General features: G+C 41.5%; 18 protein-coding genes and 2 pseudogenes. 5 read left to right on the top strand and 15 right to left on the bottom strand.

Going from position 1 to position 24,289, the window contains the following annotated elements:
• A partial coding sequence (locus L650_RS0118330) for a BCCT family transporter (protein ID WP_029774008.1) occupies positions 1–1,120 on the top strand: 1,120 nt, incomplete at its 5' end.
• 121 nt (positions 1,121–1,241) lie between these two features.
• On the opposite strand, the gene L650_RS0118325 is transcribed toward L650_RS0118330, so the two are convergent.
• The 5 genes and pseudogenes from L650_RS0118325 to L650_RS0118300 all read right to left on the bottom strand — a co-directional run bounded on the left by L650_RS0118325 (position 1,242) and on the right by L650_RS0118300 (position 9,344).
• On the bottom strand, positions 1,242–1,946 hold the full coding sequence (locus L650_RS0118325; RefSeq protein WP_029774007.1) for a 3'-5' exonuclease: 705 nt from the start codon (positions 1,944–1,946) through the stop codon (positions 1,242–1,244).
• A gap of 3 nt (positions 1,947–1,949) precedes the next feature.
• Positions 1,950–3,849, bottom strand: a pseudogene (locus L650_RS0118320) (DUF294 nucleotidyltransferase-like domain-containing protein).
• 137 nt (positions 3,850–3,986) lie between these two features.
• Positions 3,987–7,064: an efflux RND transporter permease subunit gene (locus L650_RS0118310; protein ID WP_029774006.1), complete on the bottom strand. Its 3,078-nt coding sequence runs from the start codon at positions 7,062–7,064 to the stop codon at positions 3,987–3,989.
• A gap of 2 nt (positions 7,065–7,066) precedes the next feature.
• Entirely contained in the window at positions 7,067–8,083 is a 1,017-nt protein-coding gene (locus L650_RS0118305) for an efflux RND transporter periplasmic adaptor subunit (protein WP_029774005.1), read from the bottom strand.
• Between the two features lie 253 nt (positions 8,084–8,336).
• The gene (locus L650_RS0118300) at positions 8,337–9,344 is read right to left on the bottom strand and encodes a rhodanese-related sulfurtransferase (RefSeq protein WP_029774004.1); all 1,008 of its coding nucleotides are present in this window, start codon (positions 9,342–9,344) and stop codon (positions 8,337–8,339) included.
• Between the two features lie 198 nt (positions 9,345–9,542).
• Here L650_RS0118300 and L650_RS0118295 point away from each other — a divergent pair, with 198 nt between their 5' ends.
• On the top strand, positions 9,543–10,868 hold the full coding sequence (locus tag L650_RS0118295; RefSeq protein ID WP_029774003.1) for a DEAD/DEAH box helicase: 1,326 nt from the start codon (positions 9,543–9,545) through the stop codon (positions 10,866–10,868).
• Positions 10,869–10,870: 2 nt separating this feature from the next.
• The gene (locus L650_RS0118290) at positions 10,871–11,701 is read left to right on the top strand and encodes a S1 RNA-binding domain-containing protein (RefSeq protein ID WP_029774002.1); all 831 of its coding nucleotides are present in this window, start codon (positions 10,871–10,873) and stop codon (positions 11,699–11,701) included.
• Between the two features lie 249 nt (positions 11,702–11,950).
• Here L650_RS0118290 and L650_RS0118285 read toward each other — a convergent pair whose 3' ends face one another.
• From L650_RS0118285 to gyrA, 10 genes and pseudogenes are all read right to left on the bottom strand, one after another.
• A complete protein-coding gene (locus tag L650_RS0118285; protein ID WP_004587876.1) occupies positions 11,951–12,325 on the bottom strand; it encodes a hypothetical protein in 375 nt (124 codons plus the stop codon).
• A gap of 91 nt (positions 12,326–12,416) precedes the next feature.
• Complete coding sequence (gene pyrF / locus L650_RS0118280) at positions 12,417–13,121, bottom strand: orotidine-5'-phosphate decarboxylase (RefSeq protein ID WP_024034097.1); 705 nt, start codon at positions 13,119–13,121, stop codon at positions 12,417–12,419.
• Between the two features lie 46 nt (positions 13,122–13,167).
• Positions 13,168–14,254, bottom strand: a pseudogene (locus L650_RS0118275) (lipopolysaccharide assembly protein LapB).
• 2 nt (positions 14,255–14,256) lie between these two features.
• Positions 14,257–14,538 (bottom strand): lipopolysaccharide assembly protein LapA domain-containing protein, encoded by a 282-nt coding sequence (locus tag L650_RS0118270; RefSeq protein WP_004587873.1) that lies wholly within the window; start codon positions 14,536–14,538, stop codon positions 14,257–14,259.
• A 21-nt stretch (positions 14,539–14,559) separates the two neighbouring features.
• Positions 14,560–14,847 (bottom strand): integration host factor subunit beta, encoded by a 288-nt coding sequence (ihfB, locus tag L650_RS0118265; RefSeq protein WP_004587872.1) that lies wholly within the window; start codon positions 14,845–14,847, stop codon positions 14,560–14,562.
• A 65-nt stretch (positions 14,848–14,912) separates the two neighbouring features.
• The gene (rpsA, locus tag L650_RS0118260) at positions 14,913–16,580 is read right to left on the bottom strand and encodes a 30S ribosomal protein S1 (protein WP_004587871.1); all 1,668 of its coding nucleotides are present in this window, start codon (positions 16,578–16,580) and stop codon (positions 14,913–14,915) included.
• Between the two features lie 95 nt (positions 16,581–16,675).
• Complete coding sequence (cmk, locus tag L650_RS0118255) at positions 16,676–17,386, bottom strand: (d)CMP kinase (protein ID WP_029774001.1); 711 nt, start codon at positions 17,384–17,386, stop codon at positions 16,676–16,678.
• Positions 17,387–17,493: 107 nt separating this feature from the next.
• Entirely contained in the window at positions 17,494–18,771 is a 1,278-nt protein-coding gene (gene aroA, locus L650_RS0118250) for a 3-phosphoshikimate 1-carboxyvinyltransferase (protein ID WP_029774000.1), read from the bottom strand.
• Positions 18,771–19,853 (bottom strand): 3-phosphoserine/phosphohydroxythreonine transaminase, encoded by a 1,083-nt coding sequence (serC, locus tag L650_RS0118245; protein ID WP_029773999.1) that lies wholly within the window; start codon positions 19,851–19,853, stop codon positions 18,771–18,773. The genes aroA and serC overlap by 1 nt, the downstream gene beginning before the upstream one ends.
• 111 nt (positions 19,854–19,964) lie before the next feature.
• Positions 19,965–22,664 (bottom strand): DNA topoisomerase (ATP-hydrolyzing) subunit A, encoded by a 2,700-nt coding sequence (gyrA, locus tag L650_RS0118240; RefSeq protein ID WP_024034094.1) that lies wholly within the window; start codon positions 22,662–22,664, stop codon positions 19,965–19,967.
• A 178-nt stretch (positions 22,665–22,842) separates the two neighbouring features.
• Here gyrA and ubiG point away from each other — a divergent pair, with 178 nt between their 5' ends.
• Positions 22,843–23,553 carry a bifunctional 2-polyprenyl-6-hydroxyphenol methylase/3-demethylubiquinol 3-O-methyltransferase UbiG gene (ubiG, locus tag L650_RS0118235; protein WP_029773998.1) on the top strand — a complete coding sequence of 237 codons (711 nt, stop codon included), beginning with the start codon at positions 22,843–22,845 and terminating at the stop codon, positions 23,551–23,553.
• Positions 23,553–24,233 (top strand): HAD family hydrolase, encoded by a 681-nt coding sequence (locus L650_RS0118230; protein ID WP_029773997.1) that lies wholly within the window; start codon positions 23,553–23,555, stop codon positions 24,231–24,233. The genes ubiG and L650_RS0118230 overlap by 1 nt, the downstream gene beginning before the upstream one ends.
• The last annotated feature ends 56 nt before the right edge of the window (positions 24,234–24,289 follow it).

Below are 24,289 nucleotides of genomic sequence, written 5' to 3'. Positions count from 1 at the left end.
GGCTGCAAAAGTAGCCATGGGTGCAACCATGTTTCACTGGGGTCTTCACCCGTGGGCTATTTATGCCGTTGTAGCGCTCTCACTTGCGTTTTTTACTTATAATAAAGGTCTTCCTTTATCAATCCGTTCAATTTTTTATCCACTATTAGGCGACAGAGCTTGGGGTTGGCCTGGTCATATTATTGATATTCTTGCCGTGCTTGCCACTTTGTTTGGCCTTGCAACCTCGTTAGGTTTAGGCGCGCAGCAGGCTTCTGCAGGTATTAACCATGTATTTGGAACTGATGGCGGCGTAGGCGCACAATTATTGGTTATTATTGGCGTTACCTTACTAGCTATTATCTCAGTAGTACGCGGCATTGATGGCGGCGTAAAGGTCCTTAGTAATATAAACATGCTCATTGCATTTGCCTTACTTCTGTTTGTTGGTTTAGTTGGTTTTGCTGTGGCAATCGGTAACGTACCAAATACGGTTATGGGTTATGTTGAAAATATTATTCCACTGAGCAACCCCCATGGGCGTGAAGACGAAACATGGATGCACGGGTGGACTGTATTTTACTGGGCATGGTGGATTTCGTGGTCACCGTTTGTAGGTATGTTTATTGCGCGTGTTTCTCGTGGTCGTACAATTAGAGAGTTTTTAATCGCTGTATTATTAATTCCTACTGCGGTTACTATTTTATGGATGTCTATTTACGGCGGCATTGCAATAGACCAAGTTGTTCAAGGTGTTGGTAGCTTAGGCGTAAACGGTTTAACCGATGTGCCTATGGCGATGTTCCAAATGCTAGACGAACTGCCTATGTCGAGCGTGCTTTCGTTCCTAGCTGTGGTTTTAGTATTAGTGTTTTTCATTACCTCTTCTGACTCGGGTTCATTAGTTATCGACTCAATTACAGCAGGCGGTAAAGTGGATGCGCCAGTACCACAACGCATCTTTTGGGCTACGGTTGAGGGCTCTATTGCTGCTGCTCTATTATGGATAGGCGGTACAGAGGCGATTCAAGCATTACAAGCGGGTGCTGTTTCAACAGGTCTTCCGTTTACTTTAGTGTTACTACTAATGTGTGTAAGCCTATTATTAGGATTACGTACTGAGCCTCGCGCTGTTAAATAATTAGTCGCTTGCCAGTAAACAATAAAAAACGCCGCATAATATGCGGCGTTTTTATTGGCTAAGCTAAACGCTGGTTAATAATTTAAACCTGTATTGCATTCGCTAAAATTTAAAAATAGATTTAACTTAGTAATTCAGCCAGTGGCGTATCATCGCGGTAATGGTATTGCAGCTGTGCAATCAACAGCTCTGCTGTGGCTAATGCATCAGTTAGCGCATTGTGATTATGATAAGCAGGCAAAGAGTATCGGCTGCGGCAATCTGTGAGTCTAAGTGAGCCTACCTTTTGATTAAACAAACGCCCTATTAAGCCTTGGCGGGCGCGCAACGCTCGTTGCTCAATTTCCATGGTATCGACTAATGCAAACTGGATCCCTTCGTTAATTCTCGTAAGTAATGCATTGTTTAAAAAGTGCCGCTCTATCGCTGCATAATGTACCACCACCACTTTACCACTAAGTGCATTAAGTAGCGGCCCTAGTCGAGAGGTTAAATCGGGAGCATCATCCACTTCTGAATGCGTAATACCATGAATAACAATCGACTCCTCGCTTAAGCTTTTACGAGGCTGTACTACCCAATGCTTAGCATGTGTGCAATATACTCTTTGCATTGTAAAGGGGACTAAGCCAATACTGACTATATCGTCTACCTCACTATTTAGACCGGTTGTCTCAAAATCAAGAGCCACAAACGAAATGTCTTTTATGGGTGTGTGCGTTTCACCATAAGCGTGCTGATAAAACGCTTTTAAATGCTCATTTTTAGCGTTGTTAGCCAGTGTTTTATAATGAGCCTGCCAGTCAAAATACGATTGCTTAGCCATTCGTTACTTAACACCCGCATTGGCTGAGTAACTAAACTTTAAGTAGCTTTGTGCTTTTTCGAGTATGGCAAACGCTTCTTTTAAGTTGCGTTGCTCAAACGGCGAAAGTAAATGCGGGTCTATGTCGTTATCGGGCTCTTCTTCTTGCTCTATTTGCCATGCTTGATGGCGAATTCGCATCATGGCAATGTATTCTAACGCGTCACGTAAATCTTGTGCTTTACCCTCAGGTAACAGGCGCGATTCAATAATATCTTCAAGGCGTTCAAACGAATTTTGCTTACGAGAGCCTATCGCGAGTGCATGCACTCTTATCACATCAGAAAGCGGCGCGGTGCCTCTGCGTTTTAAGTTCATTGAGCGCTTATGCTGGCCGTTATGCTCAAGCACAAAGCCTTTAAAAAAACCAAGTGGCGGTGTGCGGTTTCGGGCATTGGCGGCCATATTTGCTAAAAACACACGGTTTTGTTTACTTTGTTTAGCAATAAAAATTTTAAGCTCGTCGGCCCATTTTGTTTTACCCCACACCCCATCTAAATCAAAAAATATTGAGCTGTTAAGCAGTGCTTGTGGTTTAGGTAAGGCTATCCACTGTGAGAATTGATCAAACCATTGCGAGCGTGTTTTACGCCATTTTTTGAACGAGGCCATAATTTCGCCGCTGCAATAGGTATAACCACATTGCGCTAAGCCATCACACACAAAATCAGAAATATTTTGAAAGTACTCGTTGTGTTTTTCATCATCGTAATTGTCATCCAAAATAAGCGCGTTATCTTGATCTGTTACAATAAGTTGTTCATCTCGCGCCATAGAGCCTAACGCTATAAAACAGTAAGGTACTGGCGGCGGGNGGGCCATATTTTTCTTCAGCTAGTACTAATAAGCGCTGTTTAAAAGTACGCCCTATTACCGCCATTGCCGTACCAATCATATGTGAATTAGCATCTTCGTTTACCATACGTACAAATACATTGGGCAGCTGGCGCGCGTAATGTGCTAAATCTTCAATGGTTTGCTGCGCTAAAATACCGCGTACCAAGAGTAAACTACTTTGCGACTCGTACCTTAAAATATCGGATAGCGAAATAACACCAATGGGTCGGCGCTTTTGTACCACGGGTAAGTGGTGCAAATTGTCGCGCAGCATGGCAAGGACGGCTTCAAATACATAGGCATTTGAATCAAGCAGTACAAGATTAGTCGACATAATTTTATCTGCGGTAACATCAAGCCCAAGGCCTTCGGCTACCACTTTTGTGCGTATATCGCGGTCGGTAATAATACCTACGATTTGCCCATCGTCTTCTTCTGGGTCGTCGCTTATTGGTTTGTCTAAATCGGTAACTAACACAGAAGATACCGCTTCTTCTGTCATTACTTTAGCAACATCTTGTATGGTGGTTTGCGTACTTAGCGTTACCACATCGCGATGAATGAGCGATTTAACTTTGGCGGTTGTTAAATCGTTGCTGTCGGCTTGCTCAACTAACGCTTGGCGAAGGCGCACATTGCCATCGGCTTCAAAGTAATCAGCAAAGCCGTCAAACTCGTCACAAAAACGGTTAAACAGCGTAAAGTTAATACAATACACTAGGGTGTCTTCGAGTGCCTTTGCAGGAAAGCGCACTTTACGATTCATCAACAAGCCCATTTGGCCAAAAATACCGCCCACATCTAAGCGGTTATAAAGCTCATTATTACGACGATAAATTTCCACAGAGCCACTGCGAATTATAAATAAATCAGCGATGTCTTGGCCTAACGTTAAAATATCAGTTTGCGAGCGGTAGTAAGCTACCTCAACTTGTTGCGCAAGCTCGTTTAAAGCGTTTGTCGGTAAGTCATCAAATGGCGGGTGCTGCGCTAAAAACTGCGCAATTTCAACTTGTTCGGCTTGCATTGGGAATTCCTTGTGGCCACACAAAAAGGCATGTATATGCTTAAGTGGCTATCTTAACAAACAAGTAGTGCCAATCAAGCCATAACCATGCCCAGTACACTTTTAATTTAAAAACGTTGCTGAGCATGGCTTTAAGGTTAGATTTTTTCAAGCTCTTGTGCGAGCTGCTTAGATTCATCCCCCCTTGGCGTGGTAAAGCGTGCTAAGCCTAAGTAAATTACCGGAGTAAGATAAAGCGTAAACAACACCGCAAGTGCTAAGCCGCCAAACACCACCCAGCCAATTGCATTTCGGGCCTCAGCCCCTGCGCCTGTAGAGAGAATTAACGGCAATGCTCCAAGTAGAGTAGATATAAGAGTCATCGTAATTGGGCGTAAACGTACCAGCGCAGCTTGCTCGACGGCTTTTCTGACCGTCAAGCCTTGATCGCGTAATTGGTCTGCAAATTCAACAAGCAAAATTGCGTTTTTAGCGATTAAGCCTATCAGCATCACTAAACCAATTTGAGAGTAAATATTTAACGACGTGCCGGTTAAATAAAGCGCTAATATGGCCGAGGTAATACCAAAGGGAACGGTTATCATAACCACAATGGCACTATTTACATTTTCAAATTGAGCAGCCAATACTAAAAATACAATTAAAAAAGCAAGTACATAAGTTACAAGTACTTCGCTGGATGTTTCTTCATACGTTAGCGCTTCGCCTTTAAACGCTAGTGCAATACCTGGCTCTAACGATTGCTCAGACACCGTTTTTATTTGCTCTACTAAAGCAGCAATGGTTAACGATTCTGGCAACTCCATACTGAGCTCTATTGAGCGGCGCTGGGCATGACGTTCAAGCTCTGCAGCCACGCCTTCTTCAGAAATATAGGCCACACTACTTAATGGTACTAAACTGCTATTACCCGCTCTGATATATAAATTAGCCAAATCACTTGGACTGTTTATGGTTTGGTTTTGCGCTTGTAGCATAATTGGCACAGACTGATCGCCAATGTTTAAATCTTCTACATCGTCGCCATTTATTGCTGCGCGCAAAGTAATGGCAATGTCGTCTAGCGATACACCGAGCTCTTGTGCACGGCGTCTGTCTATATTTACTCTAAGTTGTGGTTGCGATGGCTGATACGAAATACGCACAGGTGCCACCTCAGGAACGGCTTTTTCTAATGCCGCAGAAAACTGCTGAGCCGCTTTAAATATTTGCAAATAATCTTGCCCAAGCAGCGCGATTTCAACGCCTCCCCCTTGACCACGTAGATTTAAACTATTAGCCCCACCTGGGTAAGCCGGTGCTCCTGGAATATCGCCAAGTGGCTGGCGTATCTTATTAATAATTTCTTGTTGGCTAAAATGGCGCTCATCCCAATGCTTTAATGGCACAGTAATAAACACAATATTAGGGTCCCATTGGCCTACCACAGTATAAATTGACTCAATTTCGCCGCTATCGACAAAAGGAAGTAAAATATCTTCCATTTTTATCGCCTGCCTATCCATAAAGTTTAGCCCTACACCATCTGGGCCACGTGCAAATATACGAATTTTTCCTCGGTCTTCTGTTGGCAAAAGCTCGCTGTCTAAACTGGCGTACAACGCCCCTGAGCCTGCTGCAACCAATAAACAGAGCGCAAACGTAAGCCATGCGTGGTTAAGCACTTTATGAATTGTTTTTGTATAAATACCACCCAACCAATGGCCTAGTTTAGCAAATGGGTGAAAACCGCCCTGCTTCAACTTTAATTTGGAGGTAAGAGCAGGCACTAATGAAAGTGCCACAAAGCTTGATATAATTACCGCACCGGCAAGTACTCCACCAAACTCTCTAAATAAGCGACCCGCAGTAGAGGGTAAAAACGCAATAGGTATAAATACAGCGACAAGTACAGCCGTGGTTGCTACAACAGCAAAAAACACTTCGCGAGTGCCTATTACAGCAGCTGCCCGACGCCCTAAACCTAGCCCCCGCTGGCGCTGAATATTTTCACTTACTACTATGGCATCATCAACAATTAAGCCTGTGGCTAATACAAGCGCCAACAAGGTTAAAATATTTATTGAAAAACCCAGTGCCCAAATAAGTGCTAAAGACCCTATTAAAGCAACAGGAATAGCAAAAGCAGGCACTAAAGTGGCGCGCCAAGAGCCAATAAATACCCACAAAGTGACAACCACTAACAATACTGTAAGTAATAAAGAGTAAATTACTTCATCTACTGAGCTTCTTATAAATTGTGCGTCATCGGAGGTAAGTGTAAATTCCATTTCTGGAAAGCGCGTTTGCATGCTTGTAATAAGCTTGAGCACTTCATCTGATATTTCAATTGTATTTGATTGTGCTTGTCGAATAATTTCCATGCCAATAACGGGCTTACCGTTTAGCCTTACCATAGAGCGCGGATCGGCAGGGCCAAAATACACAGCCGCAATATCACTAATTCGGGTATCGCCTTGTATTATAATATCGCCAACTTGCTCTGGAGTAATAGAGGTTGCATCGGCACGTACAATAATTTGCTGATCGTTTGACTTTAAACTCCCTGCTGGCACATCAAACGGTGCTTGGCTAAGCACTTGTGCTACATCGGGCACTGTTAAATTAAAGCTACTTAGTTTTAGCGGGTCTATTCGTACTCTTAATACGCGTTCTCTATCTCCGTTTAAGCGTACATCTGCGACACCCGGAATAGTTAAAAATTGCGGCGCTAAGTCAACATTTACGCGCTCGGTAAGTGCTTCAAGCGATAAACTTTCACTTGAAACAGTCAGAGATACAACTGCTTCGGCGTCGTTGTCGGCTTTAATAATAGAAACACGTTCTACTTCCTCTGGAAGGTCTCGCTCTACACGTGCAATAGACTCACGCGTTTCATTCGCGGCGTCATCTAAGTTTATGCCTGGTCTAAATTCGACCACAATACGTGCATTTCCCTCTTCACTTTGTGCACGTATTGATTTAACGCCACTTACACGCGCTACTGCGCCTTCTAATTTGCTGGTTACTTCGGTATCAACGGTCTCAGGCGAGCCGCCAGGAAATGGCGCCGAAACCGTAATACGTGGTCTATCTACATCAGGAAGCTCTCTTACTTCAACACCCGCAATAGCAGCAATACCTGCAATAATAATTAATAAGTTAAGCACCACAATAAGTACTGGGCGGCGAATCGCCATTGAGGGTAAATCTTGCATCATAGGCTGCTGTTTCATACCTACTCCTGCGTATCTTGCGCGGGTAAATTAAAGCTTAGCTCTTGGCCTGCACGTAAGCGTTGTACCCCTTCAATTACTAAAGTATCGCCTTTATTTAACGGCCCAGAAACCAATAATCGCCCCGCCAAGCGCTGCTCTATTTTTACATCAACACGTGTGGCTTTTTTATCAACGCTGGTCCATACATACGGGCCTGTTGCCCCCCACAGTAATGCAGCCTCAGGAACTGCAGCAAAATGCTCGCCTAACACTTCAATATGTACTCTAAAGCTCATACCAGGTAAAAATTGTTGTTTTTCATTATTTAGCCTGGCTTTAACACGTAAAGTACGAGTTTGTGGGTCTGCGCGTGAGTCTAAATAGGCAATATCAGCGTTAATGGCAGTGTCTGATTGCCAAGGAAACACCGTTAAGCTGCTTTTATTACGCAGCATACTGATAGCCGACTCCGGTGCGTTAAAATTTATGTACAGGCTTGTTGTGTCATCTATTGTGGCAATGGGCGTTTGCTCGGTTATTCTATCGCCTACCTCAACATCTGTTAAACCCATAATGCCATTTATCGGCGCAATTACTTTTCTGTCTTCAAGCTCAGTTTGAGCCTGTATGAGGGTGACTTTGGCAAGCTCTACAACGGTTTTAGCATCATCAACATCGCTTTTAGGTACTGCGCCTTTGGCCTGACTTTGTTCTAATCGTTTTAGTATTCGCTGGGTGTCGGCAAGTTTAATTTTAGCCTCATCAAGCGCTGCTTTTTGCCTACGAGAATCAAGTTCGAGTAAAGTATCGCCTTTTTTTACTTTATCACCTGGCTTAAAAAAAACGCCTGTTACTCTATCGCCTACTGCAGGGTACATTACAACCGAATGTATTGCCTCTGTACTTCCTACCGCTTGCACTTGTTGTTTAGCACTTTCAAGGGCAATTTTTTGTACAACAACGTTCGCGCTCATTGCAGGAAGGCTGAAAAACAGCAGCGAACTAAGCACACCGATTAAAAAGTTTTGCGATTTCAAAGTAACACCTTAATTAATTATTATTTCCATTACCTTACGAAGTCTAACAGCTGATTGATCAATAGGTAGGATAGAACGATAAATTAGCAAAACTATAAGATGAAATTAAATTGGTAATACCAATTAATTTTTGAAAAAGGCGCCTAATGACTAAGCATTTATACAAATACAGGCAGGATTAAACTAAAAAGTGGCTATATAAATAAAAAAGCCCAGTATAAACTGGGCTATGTAGATAATAGGTAGTTAAAGATTATTTACCGCGCTGGGCTTCTTTTTGTGCTTTTTTAGCTTCTTTACGTTGTTGTAAAACCGCTTGCGCTTCATTACCAATGTGCCCTTCACCACGTGCTTGTGCTAATTCTATTTGCTTTTGACGCTCAGCAAAACGAGCACGTTGCTCATCGGTTACATTATCAATACAGTGATGACACGAAACACCTTCCATGTATTCTGGCTTTTGCTTTTCTTCTTCTGTAATCGGCATACGACACGCATGACATTGATCGTAAGAGCCTTTTTGTAAATCATGATTTACTGCTACACGATTATCAAAAACAAAACACTCGCCTTCCCACATTGTTTCTTCTTTTGGCACTTCTTCTAGGTATTTTAAAATACCGCCTTCAAGGTGGTAAACTTCATCAAACCCTTGCTCTTTCATGTAAGCCGTTGATTTCTCACAGCGAATACCACCGGTACAAAACATGGCTACTTTTTTGTGTTTTTCTGGGTCTAAATTTTCTTTAGCCCACTGAGGGAACTCTCGGAAAGTTTTGGTATTAGGATCGACTGCATTTTGAAAAGTGCCAATTTCAATTTCGTAATCGTTACGTGTATCAATCAAAATCACTTCAGGGTCTGATATTAATGCATTCCACTCTTTAGGCTTAACATAGCTTCCCACTACTTTTAGTGGGTCAACCCCTTCAACGCCCATAGTAACAATTTCGTTTTTTAGCTTTACTTTAGTGCGGTAAAACGGGCATTCATCATCGAATGATTCTTTAGTCACTATGTCTTTTAGGTTTTCTTGTGTGTCTAACCACGCAAGTAAGTTATCTATTCCTTCGCGCTTAGCCGATACAGTACCGTTAATACCTTCAGCAGCAAGCAATAAAGTACCGCGTACTTCGTTTGCTTCCATCACCTCTAAAAGGGGTTTACGTAGTGCTTCAAAATTTGGCAAACCTACAAATTTGTACATTGCACACACTACAAAGTGCTCGTTTGTTACATCATCTTTATGAACAGCAGTCATTTTACTTCCTATTTTGCTTTGATAGCCTTAAGTGGCGTTTACCGAATCGTAAATCCGGCGCATATGGGGCGCGTATTTTACGCTTTTTATAATTAATTGCAAAAAATAGCGCGTTAGAATGGTTTTTACTGTCGGCATAACCCTTGTGTAAGCTATAATGCGGCCATTAATTTAAGTTGCACATTGGAGAACACGACTTTGCACTTTACTGATCTTGGGATTGATACTCGCCTTGAAACACAATTAGCACATCAAGGGATCACCCAGCCCACAGATATTCAAGCACATGCAGTGCCTACCGCACTTGCAGGGCATGACATTTTTGCTCAGTCTAAAACTGGGTCGGGCAAAACATTAGCGTTTTTATTACCTGCTGTTCAGCGAGTTATGAAACAAAAAGCGCTCAGTAAACGCGATCCACGTGTCCTCATCGTTGCACCAACCCGTGAGCTTGCAACGCAAGTATTTACGCAGTTGCGTTTATTAATTGCGGGCACAAACATTAAAGCTGTAAAAATACTCGGTGGCGAGAACTTTAACGATCAAATTAAAGCCCTTCGTAACGACCCGCACTTTGTTGTGGCAACCCCTGGGCGTTTGGCCGATCACATCACAAAACGCTCATTACAATTAAGCGGGTTAGAGCTATTAATTTTTGATGAAGCCGACCGTATTTTAGACTTAGGTTTTACTGAACAGCTGAAAATGATTAACGAGCAAGCTAATCACCGCTTGCGCCAAACATTGTTGTTTTCAGCGACACTAGATCACGCTCAAGTAGATGCCCTATCGCGTAATTTATTAAAAAAGCCAAAACAAATTACACTGAGTGCCGCTAACGAGCAACACAGTGATATTAAACAAACACTCTATTTAGCCGATCACCTTGATCATAAAGAAGCGTTACTTGAGCATTTTTTAAAACAAGATGATGTTGGACAATGTATTATATTTACAGCAACCCGTGCCGATACCAGCCGTTTAAGTGAAGCATTAAATGCAAAAGGTTTTAAATCGGTGGCTTTAGCTGGCGATTTAACACAGAGCAAACGCCTAGAGATCATGGACTCGTTTAGCCGCGAAAACTTTAAAATTTTGATCACCACTGATGTTGCTTCGCGAGGATTGGACTTATTAAGTGTAACGCACGTAATCAATTTTGATTTACCAAAACACGCTGAAGAGTATGTACACCGTATAGGTCGTACAGGCCGCGCCGGATTTAAAGGTAATGCATTATCGCTAGTAGGCCCTAAAGACTGGGCAAGCTACTTAGCAATTAAGTCGTTTTTGAACGACGAGTTGGTTTTTGCAAGCGTTGATGGCCTTAAAGCTAAATTTAAAGGTATAAAAGAGAAAAAGCCTGCAACAGCCGCTGTAAAAACTAAAAAAGTTGCACAGGTGAAAAAGCCGCAAGTTAAACGCAAGGCAAAACCTAAAAAACCAGCTGCACCTATAAAAGCCCCGATGAACATTGATGGCAATTCACCAATGCGCCGTAAAAAAAAGCCTGAGCAGGAATAATTATGAGTTACCTAGGAACAACACAAACCTTATTTGTAAAAGAAGTGAGCAATGAAGGTGCTTACCTTGATGGCCACGATTTAGGGGAAGTGTTTTTACCAAAACACGAAATTAAAGATGAACTTGAAGCTGGCGATAGCATAAGCGTTTTTATCTTTTTAGATAACGCCAATTTACCTACAGCAACAGTAAAAAAACCTCATGCCCAAGTAGGCGAATACGCGCTGCTTCGTGTTAAAGAAATAAATAGCATTGGCGCTTTTTTAGATTGGGGTCTTGAGAAAGATGTTTTAGCTCCATTTAACGAGCAAAAACCACGTATGCAAGAAGGTCATTCTTACTTAGTTCGCTTATATTTAGATAATGCGAGCCAACGTATTTGTGCATCAAGCAACTTTAATCGCTTTTTATCAAAAGATGAGCCTGAGTACACTCATCTTCAAGAAGTTGATTTAATTGTTGCTGGTAAAACAGATATTGGCTACAAAGTGCTTATTGAAGAGTCTCACTTTGGGGTTGTGTTTTACAACATGGTATTTAAAAACTTATTTGTAGGGCAAAAGCTTAAAGGGTTTGTTCAAAAAGTACGAGAAGACGGAAAAATCGACGTTATACTTGAAAAGCCCGGCATGGGTAAAGTAAGTGAACTTGGCGATAAAATAATGGAAAAGCTTAAAAACGAAGGCGGCATACTAGCCATTGGTGATAAATCTGAGCCTGAGCTTATCAAAAAAGTATTTTCAACCAGTAAAGCTAACTACAAAAAAGCTATTGGTGGTTTATTTAAGCAAGGCTTGATAGACATAGAAGCCAAATCTATCCGCTTAAAATAGTTGTACACTTTTTATAAGCGCTAACATTATGTTGGCGCTTATAGTTAAATTTTTTCTAAATAGTTTAATTAAATGATTATTCAAAGATGATAAAACGTTTTGATGAACAAAAAAGTTATTTAGCTATTATCACTAACGGCACTTATATTGCCCTATTCTCTGCCCTCACCTTCGCGTAAATAAAATTTTTTAAACAAAGCTAACACTAGGTTTACCCTTCAAAAATAATTAGGGAATTACTAACAGGCATTAGCCCATAATACGCTTATACGGCAACGTACATTCTGTATATTGCTTTGAATAATCAAGTATCTCAGCTTTGGTTTCTAAGCTTAGTGGCGCCAACCTAAATACTTTATTTTCACATTCACTTTGTTTGTCGTCGTGATTTGAAATGCAATCTGACGTAGTTACGTTTTGGCGCGTTAAGCGCTCTTCATTTTTATAGCATAAGTGGTGTGCGTAGCCATGCATGGTTTGCTTAAATTCAAATAAATCGACAGGGTAATTTGCGACTAAGTCAGTAATCGTCGCTACTCCATCATAAGCTTTACTAGAAAAAACATATTTATTTACTGAAAAACCTGCAACAACAATTAAAATAGATCCAAAAATTAACTTCAAAATAAACCCCTTACTGCATTCTTAGTACTAATGTAGCATAAAAATGTATTCATAAAAGGGGTTTAGCACTAAATAATTGCTTTTTGTTAACTTAAACTAGTGATTTATTAACATCAGTTAAAGTTTGTACCGGATCTGACGATTGTGTGATCGGTCTACCAATCACTAAGTAATCGCTACCCGCTTCAATAGCTTGCTTAGGTGTCATAATGCGTTTTTGGTCACCCACATCACTACCAGCAGGGCGAATGCCTGGAGTAACTAGCTTAAACTCGCTACCTAATTGTGCTTTTAGCGCTTTCGCTTCTTGGGCAGAACATACTACGCCATCAAGCCCTGCTTCTTTTGTTAATTTAGCTAAATGAATAACTTGTTCTTGCGCTGATTTTTCAACACCCAAACGCTTTAGTTCAGCTTCGTCCATGCTGGTTAGCACTGTCACTGCTATTAATAAAGGTGCTTTATCACCAAACTTTTCAAGTGCCTGCTTTGCCTTATTCATCATTTCAAAACCACCTGATGCATGAACGTTTACCATCCAAACGCCCATATTAGCCGCTGCGGTGACCGCTTTTGCCACTGTATTAGGGATATCATGAAATTTTAAATCTAAAAATACGTCAAAGCCTAAATCGATTAACTGTTTAACGAATGCAGGGCCAAAATAAGTAAACATTTCTTTACCTACTTTTAAGCGACACGTATCTGGTGAGAGTTTTTTTACAAAATTAAGAGCCGCGTCTTGTGAATCGTAATCTAGGGCAATAAGAACTTTTTTTGTATCTTCTAAAGACATAACTATCCTAATGAATGGCAGTAAAGTTATAAATAGTTGGGGGTTATTAAAATCCGTCTAGGCCTCTACTTGGCACAATGGTTTCCCAATGTTTACAAGATGGGCAGTTCCAATAAATAGTGTGGCTTGTAAAACCACAATGTTGGCATTGAAAGTCTGGTTTTGTAGCTATATACGACGTAACTAGCTTATCAATTTCATCAAGTACTTCTTTGGTATTTGGATTTTTATCACCCATTAGCTGTAGTAAAAAACTAAAACCTCGAATTGTAGGCTGACGTTTTAAGCTGTCGGTTAAAAACTCAAATGCCTGTTTAGTATTTCCTTGCTCTAACAGTGCTTGGCAATGTTTTATTTTTATTAGCACCCCACCTTTATCGAGCAAGTCACATAATAAATCATGAAACTGATGTGTTAAATTTAACTGCTTATAACTATGTGCAAGCTGGTCAATAAACAAAGGCGCAAATAACGTAAATTGGCAAACGAGTTCACGCCAATAGTAAATTGCTTTTACGTAGTCTTCACTTGTGTAAGCCGATAACCCTAATTCGTACAAAGGGCGAACCGCTTTGTAATTTAAGCTAATGGCTTTGTTCATTAATTGCGGTTTATTTTCGCTTAAGGCAGCTTCGCTGTAAAAATTAGCAATTGCTTTAAAATGCTGCTCTTTAACGAATAACTCACTATGGGCTTCGAACATATTAATGCCCTTTTCCCACTCTCGGGTTTGCGAGTATAAAGTAATAATTGGGTCAAGTGCTTGTTCATGCCCAGCTTTAACAAGCCACACTAAATGCTCTTCTGCACNCGGCAGCTTGTTGTTCATTTAAACTTGGGTGTTTTAAAAGGAGTTCATGAATTTTTATTGCGCGGTCAAGCTCGCCTCTTCGGCGAAACATAGTAGCAAGGGTTGAATAGTGGTCAACAGAGTCAGCAGCCACTTCTAATAGGTTTATTAGATGCTCTAAGCCCTGATCTTCTTCTCTGTCTAGTAAAAACTTTAAGCCTTTACTGTATTCTGAAGTGATTTGGCGATTGAGTTGATGAGCTTGGTTTTTTGCACTATTTTTGCCCATAATCCAGCCATAACCGGCAGCAACAGGCAGTAGTAAAAACAAAAGCTCAATCATGATTAGGTGTCTTTATTAGCAATAAGCTTACTATTATTTTTTTCTGGCGCTAATTGTTTTTTTAAGCGGTAATTTTGCCACTTTAATTTAGAAAACAATTTAAAGCTAATAAAACACCCTATTATTACACCCAGTATAAAGCAGATACTTATTATTACAGCGAGTGGCAAGGTATTACTGGCAATAATATAATTGATTTGTACTAATTGTGGATTTTGAGAACCCAATAAAAATGCGCAAAATAGGCATAGTACAACCAGAATAATTTTTAATACCTTAAACAAGTAACTACTCCAACTGGTTAACTAGGCAATACTCTCGTTTACGCGGTCGCGTAATTCTTTGCCTGGTTTAAAATGAGGTACATGCTTACCATCAAGCTCTACTGTATCGCCAGTCTTAGGATTACGACCTGTGCGAGGAGCGCGGTAATGCAAAGAGAAACTACCAAAACCTCTGATCTCAATACGATCTGAAGTAGATAATGAGCCGGCCATTTGTTCAAGAATTTCTTTTACTGCATTTTCAACATCTTTCACTGGAACGTGTGCGTGCTGTTCGGCAAGTGTTTCTATCAGTTCTGACTTAGTCATAGCGTTTCCTTAAAGAGAATAGTGGAAGGGCAAAACTGCCCTTCCAATTAAAAACTAATTAGTAATTAGTCTTTTTGTGCATTTGCGAAAGCAGCTGCCATTGCGTTTTCAAACACTGGCTCTTCTTTCTTAAGCTTCTCTAGTACTTCTTTCTCTTCTGCTTCGAAAAGAGCTTTAACAGATAAGCTTAAAGTGCGGTTCTTACGATCAACGCCAACGTATTTAGCTTCGATTTCGTCGCCTACAGAAGCAACAGTTGTTGCATCTTCAACGCGCTCTTGAGCGATATCAGCTACACGGATGTAACCTTCAACGCCTTCGATAAGCTCTACAGTTGCGCCTTTCGCATCAACTTCAGTCACTTTACCTTTAACAATAGCACCTTTTTTGTTTGCATCAAGGTAGTTATTGAACGGGTCAGCTTCGATTTGCTTAACACCTAGAGAGATACGTTCACGCTCTGGGTCAACTTGCAATACGATAGCAGTGATTTCGTCGCCTTTCTTGAATTCACGTACAGCTTCTTCGCCAGGCGTGTTCCAAGAAATGTCTGAAAGGTGTACAAGACCATCAATACCACCGTCAAGACCGATAAAGATACCGAAGTCAGTGATTGATTTGATCTTACCAGTAACTTGGTCGCCTTTGTTTTGTAGACGAGCAAATTCCTGCCAAGGATTAGCAATACATTGCTTAAGACCAAGAGAAATACGACGACGTTCTTCGTCGATTTCAAGAACCATAACTTCAACAGTGTCACCTAGTGAAACAACTTTTGAAGGGTGGATGTTCTTGTTAGTCCAATCCATTTCAGAAACGTGAACTAGACCTTCAACGCCTTCTTCGATTTCTACGAAGCAACCGTAATCAGTAAGGTTAGTTACACGACCAGAAAGCTTAGAACCTTCTGGGTAACGACCAGCGATAGCTGCCCATGGATCTTCGCCAAGCTGTTTAAGGCCTAGAGATACACGAGTTTTATCTTTGTCGAATTTAAGAACTTTAACTGCGATTTCGTCGCCAACATTAACGATTTCTGAAGGGTGCTTAACACGCTTCCACGCCATATCAGTGATGTGTAGTAGACCATCAACACCACCAAGGTCAACGAATGCACCGTAGTCAGTAAGGTTCTTAACGATACCTTTAACTTCTTGACCTTCAACAAGGTTAGCAAGAAGCTCTTCACGTTCTTGTGAGTTTTCAGATTCGATAACTGCACGACGTGAAACAACAACGTTGTTACGTTTTTGGTCAAGCTTGATTACTTTAAATTCAAGCTCTTTGCCTTCAAGGTGAGTTGTGTCACGTACTGGACGAACATCAACAAGTGAACCAGGTAGGAAAGCACGGATTGAATCAACTTCAACTGTGAAACCGCCTTTAACTTTACCGTTGATAACACCAGTAACAGTCTCTTGCTCTTCACATGCTTTCTCAAGACGGATCCACGCTTCGTGACGCTTCGCTTTCTCACGAGAAAGGATAGTTTCGCCGAAACCGTCTTCGATTGCATCTAGTGCAACATCTACTTCGTCGCCTACAGCAACTTCTAGTTCACCAGCAGCATTTTTGAACTGCTCTGCAGGGATAGCACTTTCTGATTTAAGACCAGCATCTACAAGTACAATGTTATTCTCGATAGAGATTACTGTACCTTTAACAATAGAGCCTTGCTCTGCTTCAAAACCCTTTAAGCTTTCTTCAAATAACTGCGCAAAATTTTCTGACATACGAATATACGTCTCATATATTAATACCAATAAGCAACCATGCTGCATGGGGTTGTTAAAATAGCACTGGCGTCCTGCTGGTGCATAAAATGTGTTTAGCTTCGTTTAGGAAGCTTGCCTTGTGAGATAGCAATATCTACTAAAGTTATAACTTTATCAAACACTTGCTGAGCGTTAAGCTCGCTTGTGTCTATTTCAATTGCATCATCAGCAGGAACAAGCGGCGCAACGGTGCGATTCATATCGCGCTCATCACGAGCTTGAATGTCCTGTAATAGACCACTTAGTGTAACATCAAGGCCGCGCTCATTCAACTCAACATAACGTCTGCGCGCGCGTTCTTGTGCACTAGCGGTTAAATATATTTTTAATAGTGCGTCTTGAAAAACCACGGTGCCCATATCTCGGCCATCAGCAATTAAGCCCCGTTCGGTTTTAAACGCACGCTGGCGTCGAAGTAACGCTTCACGTACACGGGGTAATGCAGCCACTTTCGAAGCAGCTGCCCCAACCTCTTCATTACGAATTGTCGAGGTTACATCTTCGCCCTCTAAAATAACTTTTCCAGCATTAGTTTGGCTATCAACCAAAAACTGCACATCTAAGTTTGCAGCAAGCGGGACAAGCGCTTCTTCGTTGTCTAATGCTATTTGGTGATGAAGTGCGGCAAGGGATAATACACGGTAAATTGCGCCGCTATCCAATACATCCCACCCCAATTTGTCGGCTAACAAGCGACAAACAGTTCCTTTACCTGAACCACTTGGGCCATCAACGGTGATTACGGGCATTAATAACGCCTGCATTTAAAACCTCCTGCAATGCACACCTAAATAAAACCGCGATATTATACGTCACTTCTGCAAATAGATCCGCTTTAGTGTGTAACTTTTTATAATTATTTATAAAAAGCCTACTCACTCACTGATGCTAAAACCTTGAAAAAGGTTGGAAAAGTTTTATATGTACACTTAGGATCGTTGATTGTAATAGGCTTTCCGCCTACGGCAACCATTGCAAAACACATCGCTATGCGGTGATCGTCATACGTATCTATAGCCACATCATTGAATGCACTCGGTGGTGTAATTTCGATAAAATCTTCACCTTCTACAACCTCGGCACCCACTTTACGAAGTTCAGTTGCCATAGCATATAAACGGTCGGTTTCTTTTACACGCCAGTTATAAATATTGCGAATAGCTGTAGGCCCTTTAGCAAATAAAGCAACCGTAGCAAGTGTCATTGCCGCATCAGGGATAGCGTTAGCGTCAATATCTACACCTTTTAATTCACCTTTGCGAACAACTAAACGCTCGTCATACCATTTTATTTCAGCACCAACTTGTTCCATCACTTTAGCAAAACCAATATCACCTTGAACTGATTTAGCGCCCACGCCTTTGATTTCAATTTCGCCACCGGCAATAGCCGCTGCCGCAACAAAGTAAGACGCTGATGATGCATCACCCTCCACCATAATACGCTCTAGTGATTGGTATTGTTGGCCGCCTTTAACTTTAAATGTTGTATAGTCGCTGTGCTCAACAGTCACCCCAAAACGCGCCATTACATCTAACGTTATATCAATGTAAGGCTTAGAGACCAAAGTACCCTTAATGGTAATTTGCGTATCACCACTAAATAAAGGGGCAGCCATTAGCAATGCTGTTAAAAATTGGCTAGAAATACTGCCATCAATTTCAACAGTACCGCTTTTAATTTGCCCACCAATTATTTTTAGTGGTGGGTAGTCTTTATGTTTTGTGTAGGTAATATCGCCGCCAAGTGCTTGGAGCGCATCGACCAAGTGCCCTATTGGGCGCTCTTCCATGCGCGGCTCACCTATAAGCTCATACTCCCCAGCTACAGCTGCGAGTACCGCGGTTAAAGGACGATAAGCAGTACCTGCATTGCCTAAAAATAAAGGTTCACTTGGGGTTTTAAATACACCGCCAACCCCTTCTACGGTGGCTACAGTGCGATCATCATTAAGCGTTACGTTAACACCTAGTAGTTTTAATGCACCCAACATATGGCGAATATCATCGCTATCTAACAGGTTTTCTACAACAGTAGTCCCTTGAGCCAGCGCTGCTAATAATAAAATACGGTTTGATAGGCTTTTAGACCCTGGTAAGGTCACACTGCCATTTACACGAGAAATAGGCTCTAAACGAAGTTGTTCCATTAGCTGTGCTCCTTTGCAAATGCCGCCATAAAGTCAACCAAGGCTTGCACACCTGCAAGTGGCATTGCGTTATAGATACTTGCGCGCATACCGCCTACAATTCGGTGCCCTTCCAGGGCAAGTAAGCCGGCTTCTTTAGATTGCGTTACAAACTTTTCGTTTAAGCTTTCATCGTTTAGCCAAAACGGTACATTCATACGCGAACGACAATGCGTCGCTACTTTATTAGTATAAAAAGGCGATTCATCAATAAAGTCATAAAGCAGCTTAGCTTTAGCAATATTTTGTGCTTCCATTGCCTTAACGCCACCGTTTTGCTCTAGCCATTCAAATACTTCAGCTGCTAAATACCATGCAAAAGTAGGCGGTGTATTAAACATGCTGCCTTGTTTTGCTTCAAGTGCGTAATCTAAAATGCCAGGTTTAGCTAAACCTTCACGCTCAAGTAATGTTTTGCGAACAATAACAATAGCTATACCTGATGGACCTATATTTTTTTGTGCACCGGCATAAATTAAATCAAATTTATTTACGTCAATTTCGCGCGACAAAATAGTCGACGACATATCAGCAATAATAGGCGCTGTTGGGTGACTAGGCACATCAAAAATCTCTAAGCCGTCTACTGTTTCATTTGGGCAGTAGTGAATGTAAGATGCATCTGCAGGTAACTCCCACTGCGCCACTTCTTTTATAGAAAACAGCCCGTTTGCGTCATTTCTAACGTTGATTGAGTGGGTTTGAGTAAATTTATTAGCTTCATCAGTGGCACTTTTAGACCAAACGCCGTTCTCGCAGTAAACCGCCGTTTTACCATTTTGATGTAAATTTAATGGCACAGCGCTAAATTGACCGCGACCACCACCGTGCATAAATAACACTTCAAATTCATCGCTAATGTTCATTAAACGACGAAGACTGGCTTCGCATTTTGCGGTAAGCGCTAAAAAATCTTTACTACGATGGCTTATTTCCATCACAGATACGCCTAAGTCTTGCCAGTCTAAAAATTCTTTTTGTGCTTTTTGCATAACAGCTTGTGGAAGCATAGCTGGCCCCGCACAAAAATTATATTTACTCATTACCTTTGCCTCATTCCAGTAATTTAAACTCTTTTGATAAACAAAAAAAGGATTATTAATTTTTTTCAACATGATTAAAAAAAGCGGCCTTAGCCGCTTTTTCAATTTCAGTTATTCAGAAGGTGGATTATCATCCGTTGCTTCTTCATTTACTGTATCAACCGTTTCAACGTCTTCAATATCAACTAAGTCACTGTCTGTAACTTCAATCTCTTCGATACGTTGTAAACCAACTACTTGCTCTTCGTCAATAGTTCTGATCAAAATAACACCTTGGGTGTTACGTCCAACCGTCGATACTTCATTAACGCGGGTACGTACTAGCGTACCACGGTTTGAAATAATCATTATTTCGTCGTTGTCGTCAACTTGTACAGCGCCAACTACTGCGCCATTACGCTCACTCACCTTAATAGATACAACACCTTGTGTTGCACGGCTCTTAGATGGGTAATCTTCAAGTTGAGTACGTTTACCGTAACCGTTTTCAGTCACAGTTAAAATAGCACCATCAGACTTAGGCACAATTAACGACACTACGCGTTGGTCGTCGGCCATTTTAATACCACGAACACCGGTAGCAGTACGACCCATAGGGCGAACACCTTTGAAACGAATTTCAGGGTTGCCTTCTTCGTCAAGTACCGGGTTGCCGTTTTCATCAACAACAGCAGACTCTTCCGCTTCTTTAAAGCGTACCACTTTACCTGCATCAGTAAACAACATAATTTCGTTGCTACCGTCGGTAATATCAACCCCAATTAGGCTATCGCCTTCGTTAAGGTTTACCGCAATAATACCGCTTGCACGTTGACGGCTGTATGCCGTTAGTGGTGTTTTCTTCACAGTACCAAATGCAGTTGCCATGAAAATGTATTTATCTTCTTCGTACTCGCGTACAGGTAAGATAGCAGTAATGCGTTCATCATCTTCAAGTGGCAGTAAGTTAACAATTGGCTTACCGCGAGCGGCGCGACTAGCCAGTGGTAACTGGTATACTTTAAGCCAATACAAACGACCCGCAGTAGAGAAACATAAAATGGTATCGTGGGTATTAGCCACTAAAAGACGCTCAATGAAATCTTCATCTTTCATCTTCGTTGCTGACTTACCTTTACCACCACGGCGCTGTGCTTCGTAATCAGACAATGCCTGATACTTAACGTAACCTTCGTGCGACAGGGTCACAACAACATCTTCTTCGTTAATTAAATCTTCAAGGCTAATATCGTGTGCTGCCGCGTTAATTTCTGTACGACGCTCATCACCATATTGCTCTTTAATTTCAACTAACTCATCACGAATAACTTCCATTAAACGCTCAGGGCTACCTAAAATATGTAGTAGCTCAGCAATTAAATCTAACAGCGATTGGTACTCTGCTAAGATTTTTTCATGCTCAAGACCGGTTAGTTTGTGTAAACGTAAATCAAGAATTGCTTGTGCTTGCTGCTCAGAAATATAGTACTGACCATCGCGAATACCCAGCTCACTTGCCAGCCAATCTGGGCGTGCTACGTTGTCTTCGCCTGCTTTTTCAAGCATAGCTTGTACGTTACCTAAATCCCATGGGCGAGCTGTTAAGGCTACTTTAGCCTCAGCTGGGGTTGGCGATTTACGAATAAGCTCAATAATTGGGTCGATGTTGGCAAGCGCAATTGCTAAACCTTCAAGGGTATGAGCACGGTCGCGCGCTTTACGTAAATCAAATACGGTACGGCGTGTAACCACTTCACGGCGGTGAATAACAAACTCTTCAAGCATTTCTTTTAAGTTGAAACACTTAGGTTGGTTGTTAATTAATGCAACCATATTCATACCAAACACAGTTTGTAACTGGGTTTGTGAATATAAGTTGTTTAGGATCACTTCACCTACATCACCACGTTTGATCTCAATAACGATACGCATACCGTCTTTATCTGATTCATCACGTAGTGCACTAATGCCTTCAATTTTTTTATCTTTAACAAGCTCAGCAATTTTTTCAATTAAGCGTGCTTTGTTAACCTGATAAGGAATTTCGTGCACGATAATGGTTTCGCGGCCTGTTTTTTCATCGGTTTCGATGTCGGCACGTGCACGCATGTACACTTTACCACGGCCGGTTAAATAAGCATCTTCAATGCCTTTTTTACCATTAATAATGGCAGCCGTTGGGAAATCAGGACCCGGAATGTAATCCATTAATTCATGAATCGTTAAATCAGGGTTTTGAATAAGCGCTAAACAACCATTAACCACTTCAGTTAAGTTATGTGGTGGAATGTTTGTTGCCATACCTACCGCAATACCCGATGAGCCGTTAACGAGTAAGTTAGGCACTTTGGTTGGTAAAACGTCAGGAATTTGTTCGGTACCGTCGTAGTTAGGAACGAAATCAACCGTTTCTTTTTCAAGATCGGCTAATAACTCATGCGACATTTTTGCCATACGTACTTCTGTATAACGCATTGCCGCTGCTGAATCACCATCAACCGAACCGAAGTTACCTTGGCCATCTACAAGCATATAACGTAGTGAGAATGGCTGTGCCATACGCACGATGGTGTCATAAACTGCACTGTCGCCGTGTGGGTGGTATTTACCGATTACGTCACCGACCACACGGGCCGATTTTTTGTAAGGCTTATTCCAGTCATTACTAAGCTCGTTCATTGCAAACAAAACGCGGCGGTGAACAGGTTTTAAACCATCACGTACGTCTGGTAATGCACGTCCTACAATTACGCTCATTGCGTAATCAAGGTAGGAGTTTTTTAACTCGTCTTCAATATTGACTGGCAGAATTTCATTGGCGAGATCAGTCATTTGATATCACATTCCTTCAGTATCAGCTCTTAGCAACCCGGTATTAGGCGCCAAGAGTATTTGTTATTATTTCTAAGCGACCATGCTATCACAATTAATTTAAATTTACAGGCGCAAAACTTTGCGATTTATCAATTTAGCCCTATATAATGGCCTCAGATTGACGAGGAAGTATTTTATGACCGAACATCAAAATGTAGATAACGCAGAAATAGCAAAATTTGAAGCCATTGCAGAGCGATGGTGGGACCAAGACGGAGAGTTTAAACCTCTTCACGAAATTAACCCATTACGATTAGACTTTCTGGCTAACAAAACCCAAGGTTTATTTGATAAAGAAACACTCGATGTAGGCTGTGGTGGCGGCATTCTTAGCGAAAGCATGGCACGCATGGGCGCACACGTAACCGGTATAGACATGGGGCAAGAGCCACTCACCGTAGCAAAGCTTCATAGTCTAGAAACCGGTGTAAATGTTGACTATATAAAAGTACCAGCGGAAGAATTTGCAACCCAGCACCCTGCTCGCTTTGATGTAATAACCTGTATGGAAATGCTAGAGCACGTACCTGATCCTGCTTCTATTATTCATGCAGTCGCAGAGCTTGCCAAGCCAGGGGCTGATGTGTTTTTCTCAACCCTAAATAAAACACCTAAAGCTTATTTGTTTGCTATTGTAGGTGCTGAAAAGCTGTTAAAAATGGTGCCTGAGGGCACACACGATCACAACAAATTTATCAAACCTGCACAACTTATTGCATGGGCTGAACAAGCCGGTTTAAAAGTACGTGCCAGTGCTGGCCTGGGCTACAACCCGCTTTCTAAGCAGTATTCATTAAATACAGATGTGAGTGTTAATTACATTCTTCATTTTGAGAAGTTAGCATAATGGCTAGCTCTCATACCCCCTTAACTCCTTTTGAGTACGACGCTTTCTTATTTGATTTAGATGGCACCTTGCTTGATACAGCAGACGATTTAGGTGCTGCTTTAAATGCTGTACTTAAAAGTGAAGGTGTTGCGCAAGTTACGCCTGAGGCGTATAGAAAAGTAGCGTCTAATGGCGCCGGCGCACTACTTGAACTTGGCTTTAAAGCGCAATGGGCATCGCAACCACAAACTGAACGAATAAAACAATTAATCAGCCACTACAGCCAAAACCTAGCGACACACACCAGCTGCTTTGAAGGTATAGAATCATTACTCATAGCCCTTGAGAACCAAGGTATAAAATGGGGAATAATGACTAATAAGCCCGGGTTTTTAACCGATCCATTAGTGGCTGCTATACCCGCTTTAAAAAATGCACACGTTGTGATCAGTGGCGATACGCTCACCGAGGCTAAACCATCACCTTTACCCTTACTACACTGTACAAAACTGATGAACGTAGATCCTAAACGTTGCTTATACATAGGTGATGCTCAACGTGATATAGAAGCAGGTAAAGCCGCAGGTATGCACACAGCAACAGCGCTTTGGGGCTATATACCAAGTATTGATGAGGCCAAAGGCTGGGAAGCCGATTTTAACTGGCACAGCCCTATTGATGCTTTTAACCATATATAGTGCCATGTGAATTTTTAAACACTATATATTGTGATTGTGTTAGTTTTTATGCAAAG

The organism is Pseudoalteromonas sp. TB51 (assembly GCF_000498055.1).
In the GTDB taxonomy this organism is placed as follows: Bacteria; Pseudomonadota; Gammaproteobacteria; order Enterobacterales; family Alteromonadaceae; genus Pseudoalteromonas; species Pseudoalteromonas atlantica.
Note: the sequence above shows the minus strand (reverse complement) of the source record. Positions and strands in the feature narration are given on the sequence as shown.